We start from the raw sequence: 14,117 nt of genomic DNA on the forward strand, positions 1-14,117 counted from the left end.
TATCCGCTCCCCTCAGGCCGAGATCGACCAGTTGGCCGGATCGACGTAGCTGGGACCGCGGACGCCTGTGTCCAGGTAGGCCAGGGCGTCGCCGACGACGTAGCCACCCAGCGCCTGGTGCCCCTCGAGGGTGTCGCCGGCAATGTGCGGGGTGAGCAGCGAGCCGTGGTCGTCGGTGAGCGACTGCGGGAAGCTGGTGGCAGGCTCGGCAGGGAACACATCGAGGGCGGCGCGGATGCGTCCTGAACCCACTTCGCGGAGCAGCGCGTCCTGGTCGACCGCCAGCGCGCGAGCCGAGTTGATCAGCAGACCGCCATCGGGCATCGCCGCGAGCAAGTCGGCGTCGGTCATGCCACGGGTGCTGGGCAGGTCGGGCACGTGGATCGAGACGATATCGGCCGCCATCACCTCGGCCAGCGGCGCCAACTGCGCGCCCAGGCCTGCCGCGGCGTCCGTAGTGAGGAAGGGGTCGTAGATCAGCGCCTCCACCTGGAACGGGGCCAGCATCGCCAGGAAGGCCCGCGCGGTCGACGAGCCGCCGACGATGCCGACACGGCGGCCGCGAAGCTCACGGCCACGCACCTCGGGGCGCCACGCGCCGGCCCGGGTAGAGGCGTCGTATTCGCGGACCCGACGCAACATCGTCAGGGTCGTGGCCAGGCAGTACTCCCCTACCGACCAGGCGATCCGTGACGCGGCCGAGAACAGCGCCGGGCCGCCGTCGGCCAACTCGACCGTGACGAGGTTCTTCATGGTGCCGGCTGCGTGGGCGACGGCGCGCGGGCCACCCTCGGCGAACACGTCCGCCGGCAGCGGCGGCGTCCCCCAACTGGTCACCAGGATGTCGGCCCCGGCGGCGAGGCTGCGAACCTCGTCCTCGTCCAGCGGCGCCTGTGCCCAGATCACCTCGTGTTGGGCTTCCAGGGCGGCGCGGGTGGCCGGGTCGAACACATCGGTCGCCCGTTCGGGTGTCATAGCCATGGCCAGGCGGTACATGCGGAGCACTCCTCGGTCGTCATCAGCGATGGCCGAGACGCTACGGGGCAGGAGTGATGCCCGTCCAAGTCGATTTCCGAATCAGGCGATACCATCCACGCATGGACTTCTCTCTCGTGCAGTTGCGCGGCTTCGTCACGGTCGCGGACGAGCGGCATTTCGGCCGGGCCGCCGAGCGGCTGGCGATGACACAACCACCGCTGACCAGGCAGATCCAGGGCCTGGAGAGAGCCCTGGACGTGCAACTTTTCGTGCGCGGGCCGCGCGGGGTGAGCCTCACCGCGGCCGGCGAGGCCTTCCTGCAGGATGCCCGCCGCATCCTCGCGCTGACCGACGCTGCGCCCGCGAACGCGCAGCGCGTCGCCGCGGGCGAGTCGGGCACACTGCGGCTGGGCTTCACCACCATCGGCGCGTACGCACTGCTGGGTGCGACATTGGCACAGATCCGCGACCACGCGCCGCAGGTACACATTGCGCTGACCGAACTGCAGAGCGAGGAACAGTTCGATCAACTGCTGGACGGGTCACTCGACCTCGGCCTGATCCGGCCGCCTGTCCCATCCGGCCTACTGTCGGTCCAGGTGCACAGCGAGGACCTCGTGCTGGCCGTTCCAAGCGGGCACGACCTGGCCAAAGCACCTGGCCCACTCGCACTGGCCGATCTGTCAGAGGACTACATCGGGTACAGCCCCGAGGGATCCCACTACCTGCACACGGTGTGCGCGGCCCTCGTCGGGGTCGCGGTATTCCTCCAGACGCAGATCGCCAGCCAAGTGCCGACGATGCTGGCCCTCGTGCGCGACGGCTTGGGCTGTGCACTGATCCCCCGCTCGTGCACGGCCATGCGCGTGGACGGCGTCACGTTCCGCGAACTGGCCGATGCCGACCGGCGGTTCATCCCGCTGCATGCGTGTTGGAACCCGGCCAGCACCAACCCGGCGCTGGCTCGAGTTCTGCCACATGTGACCCGCCTCGGCGATCAGGCGTTGGCGGGCTCCTGACCCAAGTAGGCGCGGACCACGGCCAGGGAGTCGGCGACCTCGCTGACATCGGCGAAGTCGCACTCCAGCGACACGTGACCGGCGTACCCGCGGTCGAGGACGACGCGGAGCGCGTCCAGGCTTTCGCGAGGGGCCCGCGACGGCGGCAGCCGATCCGGCCCGCTGTGGTGAACGTGCGCGATGCGGTCGACGTGGTCGGCCACGAAGGCCAGGTCCTCGTCGCTGCGGCCCGCGTGGTAGGTGTCCCACACCAGCCGGACGTCCTGCAGGCCGGCCGAGTCGAGCAGTTCGACCGCCTCCTTGAACGAGCGGGCGATGTTGGACTCGCCGGGGTTCAGCGGCTCGAGCAGCAGTTCGAGCCCGACCGCGGCGTAGGCGTCCCGTGCGACGGCGAGCCGCTGCAGGAAGGTCCGCTCGGCGACCGCCCGGTCCAGCCCCTCGGGGATGTTGCGCGCGCCGGCGCTGCCGAGCACGACGAAGGCCCCCGGCTCGGCCTCGCGCGCCAGCGCGGCGGCGGTCGCGTCCAGGTAGGACGCGAACAGATCGGGCGAGGCGTCCGGGACGCTCAGCTTCACGGCTCCGGCGAACAGCACCACGAACGAGGGGTGCAGCCCGTCGCCGGGGTCCAGCGCCGTCACCACGTCGTCCTCGACGCGGACGTAGTTGCCCACGACGTAGGGCTCCACGAAGTCCGCGCCCGCGTCGCGGACCGCCGAAGCGTCCGTCAGATCCCGCCACACCACACCCAGCATCGTCGCCTCCCGGTCGATCGGAACGGCCACGACCCTAGCGACTCCGGGCACGCTGTTTCACGCTGTCGCACGAGGTTTCCGTCGCGAACATGCCCCCAGGAGATCTCCGCTCAGACGACCCGCAACCGCAGCCCGTAGAACAGGCCCACGGCCTGGGTGCGCGTCACTGTGACAGCCAGACGTGACGCCTCCACCCGTGGGATGGTCGCGGTCTGGCAGGTCGTCCTCTTGCCGTATGTGCCGATCGTGACATTGGTGCCGGCGAAGACCAGACGCGCATTCATCGCATCACCGGTCAGGCAGGCCTCCACGCGGCGTCCGATGTTCTGCCGCAGGAACTGCGCCAGCGCGTTGTCGGGGTGCCTCCCGCCAGCGAGGTCCAGCCGATTCCGTTACTGGAGAACCTGAGCGCCTGAGCCCCGTTCACGGTGGTCATCACACCCGCGGGCCCCTGGTACGAGTCGATGTCGCTCGGCCCGATGCTCAGCGATGTCGCCCGGGCGGTGTGGAAGTCCGCCAGCATGAGCTTGCTGAATCCACCCCAGCCGTGGCCCACCTGTCGGCTCGCGCTGTACGGGTGCGTGACGCTGCGGCTGTTGGTGTAGCTCAGCAGCACACCGTCGTCGCGAACTGCGAGGACGTCGGGCCAGCCATCCCCCGTCGTGTCCCCCACTACGATGGTGCGCATACCATCCCAACCCCACCCGATCTGCCTCCCCGGCCCGACGATGCTGGTCGGGATGGTTCCCCACGCCCCGGCGCCCCGATTGAGGTAGAGCCAGAGTGCACCGTCATCGCGGCGGCCGATGATGTCGGCGAAGCCGTCACGGTTCATGTCCGCCAAGGAGATCTCCTTGAACGATCCCCATCCATGGCCCACGGGTGCGCCGAAACCGCCGAAGGTGCCATTCCCAGGCTCGGCCAGGCTGCTCAACTCGACGAAGAGCCGACCGTCGGCCGACACACGCAGCAGGTCGTCGACCCCGTCGCCGTTGAGGTCGCCGGCGGCCACCAGACGCGTCCCTGCGGGGATGGAGGCACGGACGGTGGACGCCAACGGGCCGCTGCCGCTCCAGGTGTTGACGTACACGCGGGCGTCCTGGTTCACGGTGGAGTCGACGACGGGCGGGGCGGCGAAGACGTCGGAACGACCGTCTCCGTCGAAATCGCCGGCCACGACGGTACCGAAGCCGTCCCAGCCGTGCCCCAGTTGAACCGAACCGCCGGAGTAAGGCGCTGATACCGAACCGGTGTTGCGGTAGAGGAGCAAGTCACCGTCGCCGCGCACTGCGAGCAGGTCGAGCTTGTTCGGGGCCCCGGTGATGGCCGCGTGCGCATCGGTGGGGGCGGTCAGTGCGAGACCGGCGGCGAGCACGACCGCCAGACCGGCGGCGATCGCTCGGTGGCGCAGTCGGGTGAGGGTGGGACGCATCGGCGAACTCCGTTCAGAGACATCGGGACAGCCGTCGGCAGCCTAACAACGTTCTTCTCGCTGTCGCAGTGCCGTCCGCACGTCGCACGCATGCCTCGCTTCACACCACGGGCGAACTGTGCTCGCCGTAGACTGGAGCCACCCAGCCATCGCCTAGACCAGGAGTGCGCCCCCATGTCGCAGCAGCCTGCCAGTGCCGCGCGGCGTCCGTTCTCGCTGATCGTCAAGCCCACCGGCGCGGCCTGCAACCTCGACTGCAGCTACTGCTTCTTCCTGTCCAAGGAGGCGCTGTGGGACGCCCGCGCCCAGGCGATGGACGCCGGGACGCTGCGGGCCTGGCTGACCAACCACCTCGACGCGCAGCCCGACGGGCCGGTGACCATCGGCTGGCAGGGGGCGAGCCCACGCTGCGCGGGCTGGACTTCTTCCGCGACGCCGTCGCGCTGGCCGAGGAACTCAAGCGACCCCGCCAGCAGGTCCAGCACGCGATCCAGACCAACGCCACCCTCATCGACGACGCCTGGGGCGCGTTCCTGGCCGAGCACCGCTTCCTCGTCGGGGTGAGCCTCGACGGCCCCGCTCCCCTGCACGACCTGTACCGCGTCAACCGCGCCGGGCGGGGCACGCACGCCCAGGTCGTCCGCGGGCTGCGCGTGCTGCAGGCCCACGGCGTCGAGCACAACATCCTGTGCACGGTCCACGCTGGCAACGCCGCGCATCCGCTGGAGGTGTACCGGCACTTCCGCGACGACCTGGGCGCCGAGTTCATCCAGTTCATCCCGATCGTGGAGCGCGTCGAGCCCGGCCAGGAGGCGGTGGCCGAGGCCGGCTACCGCGACGACGCCGGCCGGCACGTGCTCTACCGGCAGCGCGGCACCGGCGTCACCTCCCGGACCGTCGATCCCGCCGCCTACGGCGCCTTCCTCAACGCGATCTTCGACGAGTGGGTGAGCCGCGACGTCGGGTCGGTGTTCATCCAGGACGTCGACGTGGCCCTGGGTGCCCTGTTCGGCCGGTACAGCCTGTGCGTCCACGCGCCCACCTGCGGCGACGCCCTGGCGATGGAGCACAACGGCGACGTCTACTCGTGCGACCACTTCGTCGAGCCCGACCACCGGCTGGGCAACGTCGCCACCGACTCCTTCGCCGACATGCTGAACCAGCCCTTCCAGCGGGAGTTCGGCCGCTCGAAGGCGACGGCGCTCCCCGCGCAGTGCCTCGCCTGCCCGGTGCGCTGGGCCTGCCACGGCGGCTGCCCGAAGGACCGGTTCGCCACCACGGCGTCCGGGGAGCCGGGGCTGAACTACCTGTGCGCCGGGTACGAGGCGTTCTACACCCACATCACGCCGGCGCTGCGCGCGATGGGCGACCTGCTGCGGCAGGGGCGTCCGGCCGCCGACATCATGGGGGCCGCCCCGCGGGGCTGAGTCAGCCCGCGGGACGGCCCCCGTGATGTGGGGTGGACGCCGCAGCGGCGTCCACGCCGGTGTCAGCCCACCCGGGAGGCGCCCTCCCCCAGCAGATCGCCCACCAGCGGATCCTTCAGCTGCGTCAGCACCGTGCGGAGCCGGTCGGTGAGCGCGTCGACCTCGTCGGGGCGCTCGGCGGCGACCTCGATCCGCTCGTACGGGTCGGCCTCGCGGTCCCACAGCTCGACGGTGCGCTCCCCGTCGGCGGCGGTGATCGCCAGCTTCCGGGTGTGCGTCCGAAGCCCGCGGACGTCGCCGCGCTGCACCGTGCCGTCCACCCGCAGGTAGAGGCTCTCGGTGGGGGTGACGGCGTCCGGCTCGTCGCGCAGGTGGGCGGTGAGGTCGACGCCGACCATGTGGTCGGGCACGTCGTCGACGCCCAGCAGCCCCAGCAGCGTCGGCGCGAGCTCGGCCGACCCCATCAGGACGCTGTCGGTCCCCGGACGCAGCGTGCCCGGCCACGCGATGATCATCGGCACGCGCATGGACTCGTCGTAGGGCACGTTCTTGTACATCAGCCCGTGGCTGCCCAGCTGCATGCCGTGGTCGGAGGTGAAGATCACGATGGTGTTCTCGGCCAGGCCGGAGGCGTCCAGGTGGTCCAGCACGCGTCCGACCTGCTCGTCCACGCCGCGGATGGCGGCGAAGTACCCGCGGGCGGCCTTGGCCGCCTCCTCCCGCAGCGCCGGGTCGGCCGGGACGTTGGGGCGCACCAGCAGGTCGTCGGCGGTCAGATCGCGGGTGTGGGCGAAGTACTCATCCGGCACCTCGTCGAAGGGCTGGTGCGGCGGGTTGATCGACCACACCAGGCCGAACGGGGTGCCCTCGTCCCGGGCGGCCGCCGCGGCGGCGTCCAGGAAGTCGATGGCGATGCCGGCCTCGTGGCGCGGCGACCACTCCTGGACGCGGACCGGCTCGGTCTGCAGCGAGTCGGCGAGCCAGTAGTGGGGCTCCAGATGCTTGTCGCAGGCGCCGTAGGAGTACCAGAAGTCGAAGCCGTGGCGTCCCTCGGGCGGCGTCCAGCCGTCCCACACCTTGCCGTCCTCGCGGACGCCCTCGCCGACGAGCATGTCGACCTCGTCCGGCGGGTCCAGGTGCCACTTGCCGATCCAGCCGAGGTGGTAGCCCTCGTCGGCCAGGACGTCGGACCAGCACCGGATGTCGCGGCGCAGCGCGACCCCCATCGGCCCGGTGTGGGAGTTGGTGTTGAGCGGCACGCCGTTCACCCACGGGTAGGCGCCCGAGAGCAGCATGGCGCGGCAGGGGCTGCAGACGGGGTAGGTGCTGGTCGCCTCGACCAGGACGCGGCCGCGGGCGGCCAGGGCGTCCAGGTTCGGGGTGTGGACGGGATCCCCGCCGACGAAGCCGAGCGCGTCCGCGCGCCACTGGTCGGCGATGATCAGGAGCAGGTTGGGGCGGGTCATCGTCACTTGCCCATCCCCAGCGTCAGGCCCTCGGACAGGTTGCGGCCCAGCCACAGGTACACGACCAGCATCGGGAAGATCACGATGACCAGGCCGGCGAACAGGCCGCCCCAGTCGGCGCCCGAGTAGGTCTGCTGCTGCACGAACGCGATCAGGGCGACCGGCAGGGTGTAGTTGCGGGTCGACTGCAGCAACGTCATGGCCAGCAGCGTCTCGTTCCAGTGCGCGATCAACTGCAGGACGAAGGCGGTCAGGATGCCGCCCTTGGCCAGCGGCAGCATGATCGTGAAGAACGTCCGGGACGCCGAGACCCCGTCGATCGCCGCAGCCTCCTCCAGTTCCTTGGGCAGGCTGCGGAAGAAGCCGGTGAGCAGGAAAAGCGTGAACGGGATCGAGGTGCCGACGTACACCAGCACCAGCCCGCCCAGGTTGTTGGTCAGCCCGGCGTAGTTCAGCATGACGAACAGCGGGATCAGCACGACCTGCAGCGGCACGCCCAGGCCCAGCACGAAGTACATGGTGAGCGAGTTGGTGATCCAGGTCTCGTACCGGCTGAGCCAGTACGCGGCCGGCGCCGAGACCGCCACGATCAGGACGGCCGAGACGACCGCGGTCCAGGTGGAGTTCCAGGCTGCCTGGGCGAACCCGGAGTCGTTCCAGGCGGTGACGTAGTTGCCGAACTCGAGCGAGGTGGGCAGGCCCCACGGCTCCTGCAGGATGGCGCGGGTGTCGCGGAACGACTGGACGAGCACCCAGACGAGCAGGGCGACGATCCCGACGACGAAGAGCCAGACGGCCCCCACGCCGATGGAGCGTCCCACCGAGTCGCCCCCGAGCGGGTTCTGACGGCGCCTCGTGCGCCCCTTCACATTGGTGGTCATGGGGGCTCCTTAGAATTCGATCACTTCGCGTCGCGTGGCGCGGCGCAGCAGCAGGACGAGGATGCTCACCAGGAGCAGCGAGAAGATCGCGCTGGCGGCGCCGGCGCCGAAGGCCGGCACGGACTCACCGGAGAAGGCGGTCGCGTAGGTGTAGACCGCCGCCGTCCACGTCTGGGTCGGGGGCACGCCGGAGCCCACGGCTCCGCCGAAGATCCACACGATCTCGAAGATCTTGACCGAGGAGATGGTCCACAGCACCGCGCACACCGCGAAGACGTCCCAGGTCAGGGGCAGGATCACGTAGCGCAGCCGCTGCCAGGCGTTGGCCCCGGCCAGCGCGCAGTCCTCGTAGAAGTACGGCGGGATCCGGTCCACGCCGGCCATGAGGATCGTGGTGTAGTAGCCGACGGTGACCAGCACCATCGTGAGCATGATCAGGCCGAACATGTTGTCGCGGGCCAGCCACTCGGGCGGGTTCTGGACGCCGATGGCGCGCAGCGCCGCGTTGACGAGGCCGCCGGGGTTGAAGATGAAGCCGGCCAGCACGCCGTAGACCAGCGCGTTCACCAGGTGCGGGAAGAAGATGACCGCGCGGGCCGTCTTCCGGCCGGCCATGTCGCGCAGCACCAGCGACATGGCGAACGCCAGGATGAAGATCGCGCCGCCGACGATGAACAGCATCATGAGCGTGTTCACCAGCGACTGGATGAAGATCCGGTCGCCCAGGAGGCTGATGTAGTTCTGGAAGCCGACGAACGTCATCGGACCCGAACCGGCCCACTTGTTGAGGCTGATCCAGAACGCGGCCCCGATCGGGATCACGAACAGCACGGTGTAGAGGACGATGGCGGGCAGCACGAAGGGGGCGAACAGGCGGCGGTGGCCCGCCGCGAGCGAACCGACCTGCTTGCGCGTCGACCGCGTCCGGACCCGCCGGCCCGGCGCGCGAGGCGCCGGGGCGGCGGTTTCGAGGGTGGAGGGGGTGGCAGTCATCACTTGCCCTGGCTCTTCCAGTAGGCGGCCTGCTCGGTGACCATGCGGTCGATGAACTGGTCGGCGCTGATCTTGCCGCCGAACAGCTCGTCGTCGGCCGGCCAGAACACCTTCTCGTTGTAGCCGGTGAACGCGACGCCGTCGTTCTGCTGGTGGTAGTCCTTGGCCTTGGCCAGCGCGTCCTGCACCGACTTCAGCTCGGGGGCGGTCGACGCGTCCTCGCGCATCGGGATGCCCTTGGCCTCGGTGCCCCAGGCGTCCTGGAACTCCTTCTTCATCAGGGTGGCGGCGAAGGCCTGCGCCGAGGCGGCGTTCTTGGCCTTCTTGGGCACCATGAAGCCGGAGAAGTCGGCGCGCAGGCTCTGCTCCGACCCGGTCTTGGGGAACGGGAAGCTGTCGTACTCGAAGCCGCTGGCGGCGTAGGTGCCCGACTCGGTGGGCAGCCACGAGCCCATGAACATGAACACGGCCTCGTTGTTGGCCCAGCGCTGCTGCTGCGCCGGCCACTTGCTGGCGGTGTAGCCGTCGATGATCAGGCCGCTCTTGGCGAGCTGCTCGACCTTCTTGGCGGCGTCCACGGCGATCTGGTCGCGCCACTTGGCGCCGGTGACGTCCTCGGAGATCTTGAGCTGCGAGCCGTGGCCACCGCCGCGGACGATCAGCGTCGACAGGAAGCCGGCGTTGTAGCCGCCGACGTCGCCGTCGGCCGCGAGGGGGATGAGGCCCTTGGCCTTGTAGCCCTCCATCATGGCGATCCACTCGTCCCACGTCTGCGGCGGGTTGGCCTTGATCTCGGGGAACTTCGCGGCGTTGTACCACACGGCGTCCGACTGCACCTGGTAGGGCATCATCCACGGGGCGCCGGAGTCGGTCATGATCGGGACGCCGTCGAGGTACTTCTGGGGCACGTAGGACTTCAGCGGCTTGCCGTCGACGTCGGCGTTCCACGCCTCGGTCAGGGCGAGCGCCTGGTCGGTGGCGACCATGGCGGCGTAGGCCTTGGAGTAGGGGCCGTCGACCAGGTCGGGGACGGTGTTGGTGTTCAGGGCCGGCACGAGCTTCTGCAGGTTGTTGCGGCCCTGCCACTCGACCTCGACCTTGACGTTGTTCGCCTTCTCGTAGGCCTCGAGGGCGCGGGCGATCACCTTCTGCTGCGGCTCGCCCTCCTTCCACATGGACCAGTAGGTGAAGGTGCCGTTGGCGGCACCCGGGGCGCCGCCACCACCGGGAGCGGCGGCGGGGCCGTTGGAGCAGCCGGCCAGGGTGAGGCCGACGCCGGTGGCCGCGGCGAGTGACAGGAAGCTCCGTCGTGTGTAGGTCATCGTTGATCCTTTCGATCGTGCGCAACGGTGCGGTTCATCGCCTTCGTGGGTTCCCGCGACCAGGCGACTTTCGATAGACTGTAGTAAATCTCAGCGAAGCAGGTCCAGAGCACTTCGGCCCATTGCTTACTTATTGCTACTTTCTGCGCCAGGAGGCACACCGTGTCCGTGACGACCCCGCCGGGAATCTCCCCCGAGGATCCGCTGGCCCGCCGCGAGGGCTGGGCCGCGCTCGCCGACCGGATCCTGACGCGGGCGGCGGCCGACGGCTCGCCGCTGCACGCGCGCGTGGTGCCCCCGACGACCTCCCCCGACCGGGCGGCCATCAGCGACGTCGACCAGCTTGAGGGGTTCGCGCGCACGTTCCTGCTCGCCGCCCTGCGCCTGGCCCAGCCGGACGCCGACGCCACCGCCCAGGACGCGCACGCCGCCTGGTTCCTCGCCGGGATCGCCGCCGGAGTGGACCCCGCCTCGCCCGAGGCGTGGCCGCCGATCGAACACCACGGCCAGACCATGGTCGAGGCCGCCGTCATCGCGCTGGGGCTCCACGCCTCCCGCGCCGCGACGTGGGACCGGCTGCCGGCGCGCGTCCAGGAGCAGGTCGTGGCCTGGTTCTCCACCGGCCGGGGACGCCGCTGCGCCGACAACAACCACGTGCTGCTCGGCGCCACGGTGCAGGCGTTCCTGGCCTCGGTGGGGGCCGACCATGACCGCACGGAGACCGAGTACGCGCTGGCGACGCTCGAGCGCTGGTACCGCGGCGACGGCTGGTACACCGACGGCGAAGGCCGCCGCTTCGACCACTACAACGCGTTCACCTTCCACTTCTACCCCTGGTTCATCGACGACATGCTCGGCGTCCGCGACCGGCAGCAGGTGTGGCGGGGGCGGTTGGCGTCCTTCCTGGGCGGCTACGCCTCCCTGATGGGGCGCGACGGGCGCCCGGTGCTGCAGGGCCGATCGCTGGCCTACCGCTGGGGCGTCCTGGGGCCGTTCTGGCTCGGCGCCGCGCTGGACGCTTCCCCGCTGTCGCCGGGGCGGACGCGCGCGCTGGCGGCGTCCCAGGTGCGCGCGTTCCTCGACGCCGGGGTGGCCGCCGACGGCCGGCTCAGCCTGGGCTGGCGCGGGGGCGAGTCGGCCTCGCTGCTGCAGCAGTACTCGATGGCCGGGTCGCCGCACTGGGCCAGCAAGGGATTCCTGGGGCTGCTGTGGCCCGACAGCCACCCGCTGTGGTCGGATCCGCTCGACGCGCCGCCGGTTCGTGACCTGACCCCGCTGGCGGTCCCGGGCTTCCTGACGCACCGCGCCGCCGGACCGACCGTGCTGCTCAACCACGGCAGCGACGGTCATCCGCGTCACGACGAGCCCTGGTATCGCCGGCTGGCCTTCTCGGACGCGACCGTGCCCGTCGAGGTCGGCGGGGTGCGCGACAACAGCGTGGTCCCGCTCGGCGGGGCGTGGTCCGACCGCGGGCTGCGCGGCGGCCTGACCGGCCCGGACTGGGCCTGCTCCCACCGCGTGGGCCGCGTCGGCGGGCGCGAGGTCCACCTGGACCTGCTGAGCGTGGTGCGCGGCGAGCACGAACTGCGCCTGGCTCGGGTGCGCGGGGCGGGCGAGCGCACCGTGCGGGTCAGCGGCTTCGCCGTCACCGGTGACACCGCCCCGACCGTCGCGACCCACGGCGGGACGGCGTCGTGTGCGCTGCCCGGCCTGGTCTCGGAACTGACCCACCTGGACCTGGGCGCCGGCCCGGTCGCCGCGGAGGTCGGGCTCGCGGAGGTGGAGACCGCGCTCGGGACGCACACCGCCGTGCCCTACCTGGACGTGCCGCTGACCGGGGACGGCGACGTCGTCGCGGCGTTGGTGCGGCTCGGCGACGCGCCGGGCACCCCGGTGGAGGCGCCGGCGGTCCAGGCGGGCGACGAGGGCGTCGTCGTCACGTGGGGCGATCTGGTGCGCGTCGTGCCCTGGCCGCCGACCGACGCCTGGCCGGGCGACGCGCTCGACCAGGGCGTGTGGCAGCCGTGGCGGTCCGCGGGCGTCCTCCCGGTGAGCCGGGACGGGGTGCGGGCATGAGCCGCCCCAACTTCGTCGTGATCCTGACCGACGACCAGGGCAGCTGGACGCGCTCCGCGCCCGAGGTGGTCACGCCCGCGATCGACGCTCTGGCGGCGGCCGGGACCGAGTTCACGTCCTTCTACTGCGCCTCGCCGGTGTGCTCGCCGGCGCGCGCCTCGATCCTGACCGGGACGCCGCCCTCGGCGCACGGCGTCCACGACTGGCTGCGCGGCGACAACTCGGGCAACGACACCCGCGGCGTCCACTACCTCGCCGGGCTGGATACGACGCCCGCGGTGCTCGCCAGGGAGGGCTACGCCTGCGGCCATGCCGGCAAGTGGCACCTGGGCGACGCCCGGACGCCTGCGCCGGGATTCTCGCGCTGGTACGCCCACCGCGACGGCGGCGGGCCCTACTACGGCGCGCCCATGATCGCGGACGGCGTCGAGGCGACCGAGCCCGGCTACGTCACCGACGCCATCTCCGACCACGCGGTGGCGATGCTGACCGACCTCGCGGCGCAGGAGGAGCCGTTCTACTTGGAGGTCACCTACACCGCGCCGCACTCGCCGTGGGGACCCGGCCAGCACCCGGCCGACCTGGTCTCGCTGTACGCCGACACCGACTTCCCCAGCGTCCCGGTGACCGAGCCGCATCCCTGGATGAACACCGCCCACACCGAGCTGATGGCCGGCTTCACCGACCGGCACGCCACGCTGTCGGGCTACTGCGCGGCGCTGTCGGGCGCCGATCGGGGCGTGGGCCGGCTGCTGGCCGCGCTCGAGGCGTCCGGACGCGGCGGGGAGACGTACGTGATCTTCCACTCCGACAACGGCTTCGCCTGCGGCCACCATGGCTACTGGGGCAAGGGCAACGGCACCGCCCCGCTCAACGCGTGGGAACCGTCGGTGCTGGTGCCCTTCATCATCGCCGGCCCCGGCGTGGCGGCCGGACGCGTCGAGCCCGCGCCCACCAGCGCGCTGGCGTTGCACGCGACGATCCTCGACCTGGCGGGCGTCCCCGACGCGTCGTCCGAGCCGGGCGACTCCCCCGCGATCGAGCCGTCCTTCGCGTCCCACCTGGACGGCCGCGCCGGCGAACCCGACCCGTCGGTGGTCGTCTGCGACGAGTACGGCGGGCTGCGCATGATCCGGCGCGGCGGGCTGAAGCTGATCGAGCGGCTCGAAGGCCCCGACGAGCTCTACGACCTGGACGCGGACCCCGGCGAGGAGCACAACCTGATCGACGCGTCCTCGCACGTCGGCGTCCGGGCGGAGTTGCACGACGAGCTCGTCGCCTGGTTCGCCGCCCGCTGCGACCCCGACCGCGACGGCTGGCACCGGCCCGTCACCGGCTGGGGCCAGAACCACCCGGTCTTCGCGGAGGTGTCGGACGCGGAGCGTTACGCGTCCGGGTGAGCGCCCCGCGTTCGGGGCCTGGCGCTTGGGCGCTGGCTGGTCATCGCTGCACCGGGGTGCCGGGCGCAGTCGCTCGTCGCAAACGGGGGCGGCTCGTCGCAAGCGGGGGCGTCTCGTCGCGAACGGGGGCGTCTCGTCGTAGGCGGGGCGGTTCGTCGTAATCGCGGCGACTCATCGCAACGAGTGCGGCTCCCCAACCCCACGGCCCCCAGAATCGCAGTCGCCCCCTTGGCGCCAGTTGCCCACGCAGGAACGGGGGCAACTGACCCAAGCGCGGGCGGCTCGTCGCAAACGCGGGCGACTCGTCACAAACACGGGCGGCTTCCCAGCACCCACGGCCCCGAAAACGCAGTCGCCCCCCTTAGCGCCAG

The 14,117-nt window shown here is 71.1% G+C and carries 12 protein-coding genes; 4 read left to right on the forward strand and 8 right to left on the reverse strand.

What is annotated here, in order from left to right; genetic code table 11:
- Positions 1–12: 12 nt before the first annotated feature.
- On the reverse strand, positions 13–981 hold the full coding sequence (locus tag G7070_RS17275) for a hydroxyacid dehydrogenase (RefSeq protein WP_246227185.1): 969 nt from the start codon (positions 979–981) through the stop codon (positions 13–15).
- A gap of 116 nt (positions 982–1,097) precedes the next feature.
- Between G7070_RS17275 and G7070_RS17280 the strand changes: the two genes are divergently transcribed.
- The gene (locus tag G7070_RS17280; protein WP_166234781.1) at positions 1,098–1,997 is read left to right on the forward strand and encodes a LysR family transcriptional regulator; all 900 of its coding nucleotides are present in this window, start codon (positions 1,098–1,100) and stop codon (positions 1,995–1,997) included.
- On the opposite strand, the gene G7070_RS17285 is transcribed toward G7070_RS17280, so the two are convergent.
- The 3 genes from G7070_RS17285 to G7070_RS17295 form a co-directional block, all read right to left on the reverse strand.
- On the reverse strand, positions 1,976–2,779 hold the full coding sequence (locus tag G7070_RS17285) for a sugar phosphate isomerase/epimerase family protein (protein ID WP_166234783.1): 804 nt from the start codon (positions 2,777–2,779) through the stop codon (positions 1,976–1,978). The two genes, G7070_RS17280 and G7070_RS17285, sit on opposite strands and share 22 nt — an antisense overlap.
- 80 nt (positions 2,780–2,859) lie before the next feature.
- A complete protein-coding gene (locus G7070_RS17290; RefSeq protein ID WP_166234785.1) occupies positions 2,860–3,060 on the reverse strand; it encodes a hypothetical protein in 201 nt (66 codons plus the stop codon).
- Positions 3,045–4,181, reverse strand: coding sequence for an FG-GAP repeat domain-containing protein (locus tag G7070_RS17295; RefSeq protein WP_166234787.1), 1,137 nt, complete (start codon positions 4,179–4,181; stop codon positions 3,045–3,047). The genes G7070_RS17290 and G7070_RS17295 overlap by 16 nt, the downstream gene beginning before the upstream one ends.
- A 290-nt stretch (positions 4,182–4,471) precedes the next feature.
- Between G7070_RS17295 and G7070_RS17300 the strand changes: the two genes are divergently transcribed.
- Positions 4,472–5,608, forward strand: coding sequence for an anaerobic sulfatase maturase (locus G7070_RS17300; RefSeq protein WP_206079859.1), 1,137 nt, complete (start codon positions 4,472–4,474; stop codon positions 5,606–5,608).
- Between the two features lie 62 nt (positions 5,609–5,670).
- On the opposite strand, the gene G7070_RS17305 is transcribed toward G7070_RS17300, so the two are convergent.
- The 4 genes from G7070_RS17305 to G7070_RS17320 are packed head-to-tail and all read right to left on the reverse strand — an operon-like array spanning position 5,671 to position 10,270.
- Positions 5,671–7,074, reverse strand: coding sequence for a sulfatase family protein (locus G7070_RS17305; RefSeq protein ID WP_246228145.1), 1,404 nt, complete (start codon positions 7,072–7,074; stop codon positions 5,671–5,673).
- 2 nt (positions 7,075–7,076) lie between these two features.
- Complete coding sequence (locus G7070_RS17310; protein WP_166234791.1) at positions 7,077–7,955, reverse strand: carbohydrate ABC transporter permease; 879 nt, start codon at positions 7,953–7,955, stop codon at positions 7,077–7,079.
- Between the two features lie 9 nt (positions 7,956–7,964).
- Entirely contained in the window at positions 7,965–8,948 is a 984-nt protein-coding gene (locus G7070_RS17315; protein WP_166234793.1) for a carbohydrate ABC transporter permease, read from the reverse strand.
- On the reverse strand, positions 8,948–10,270 hold the full coding sequence (locus tag G7070_RS17320; RefSeq protein WP_166234795.1) for an ABC transporter substrate-binding protein: 1,323 nt from the start codon (positions 10,268–10,270) through the stop codon (positions 8,948–8,950). The genes G7070_RS17315 and G7070_RS17320 overlap by 1 nt, the downstream gene beginning before the upstream one ends.
- A gap of 162 nt (positions 10,271–10,432) precedes the next feature.
- Here G7070_RS17320 and G7070_RS17325 point away from each other — a divergent pair, with 162 nt between their 5' ends.
- Both G7070_RS17325 and G7070_RS17330 read left to right on the forward strand, forming a co-directional pair.
- Positions 10,433–12,346 carry a DUF2264 domain-containing protein gene (locus tag G7070_RS17325; RefSeq protein WP_166234797.1) on the forward strand — a complete coding sequence of 638 codons (1,914 nt, stop codon included), beginning with the start codon at positions 10,433–10,435 and terminating at the stop codon, positions 12,344–12,346.
- Positions 12,343–13,746: a sulfatase-like hydrolase/transferase gene (locus tag G7070_RS17330; RefSeq protein ID WP_166234799.1), complete on the forward strand. Its 1,404-nt coding sequence runs from the start codon at positions 12,343–12,345 to the stop codon at positions 13,744–13,746. The genes G7070_RS17325 and G7070_RS17330 overlap by 4 nt, the downstream gene beginning before the upstream one ends.
- The last annotated feature ends 371 nt before the right edge of the window (positions 13,747–14,117 follow it).

Source organism: Propioniciclava coleopterorum, assembly GCF_011393335.1.
GTDB lineage: Bacteria > Actinomycetota > Actinomycetes > Propionibacteriales > Propionibacteriaceae > Propioniciclava > Propioniciclava coleopterorum.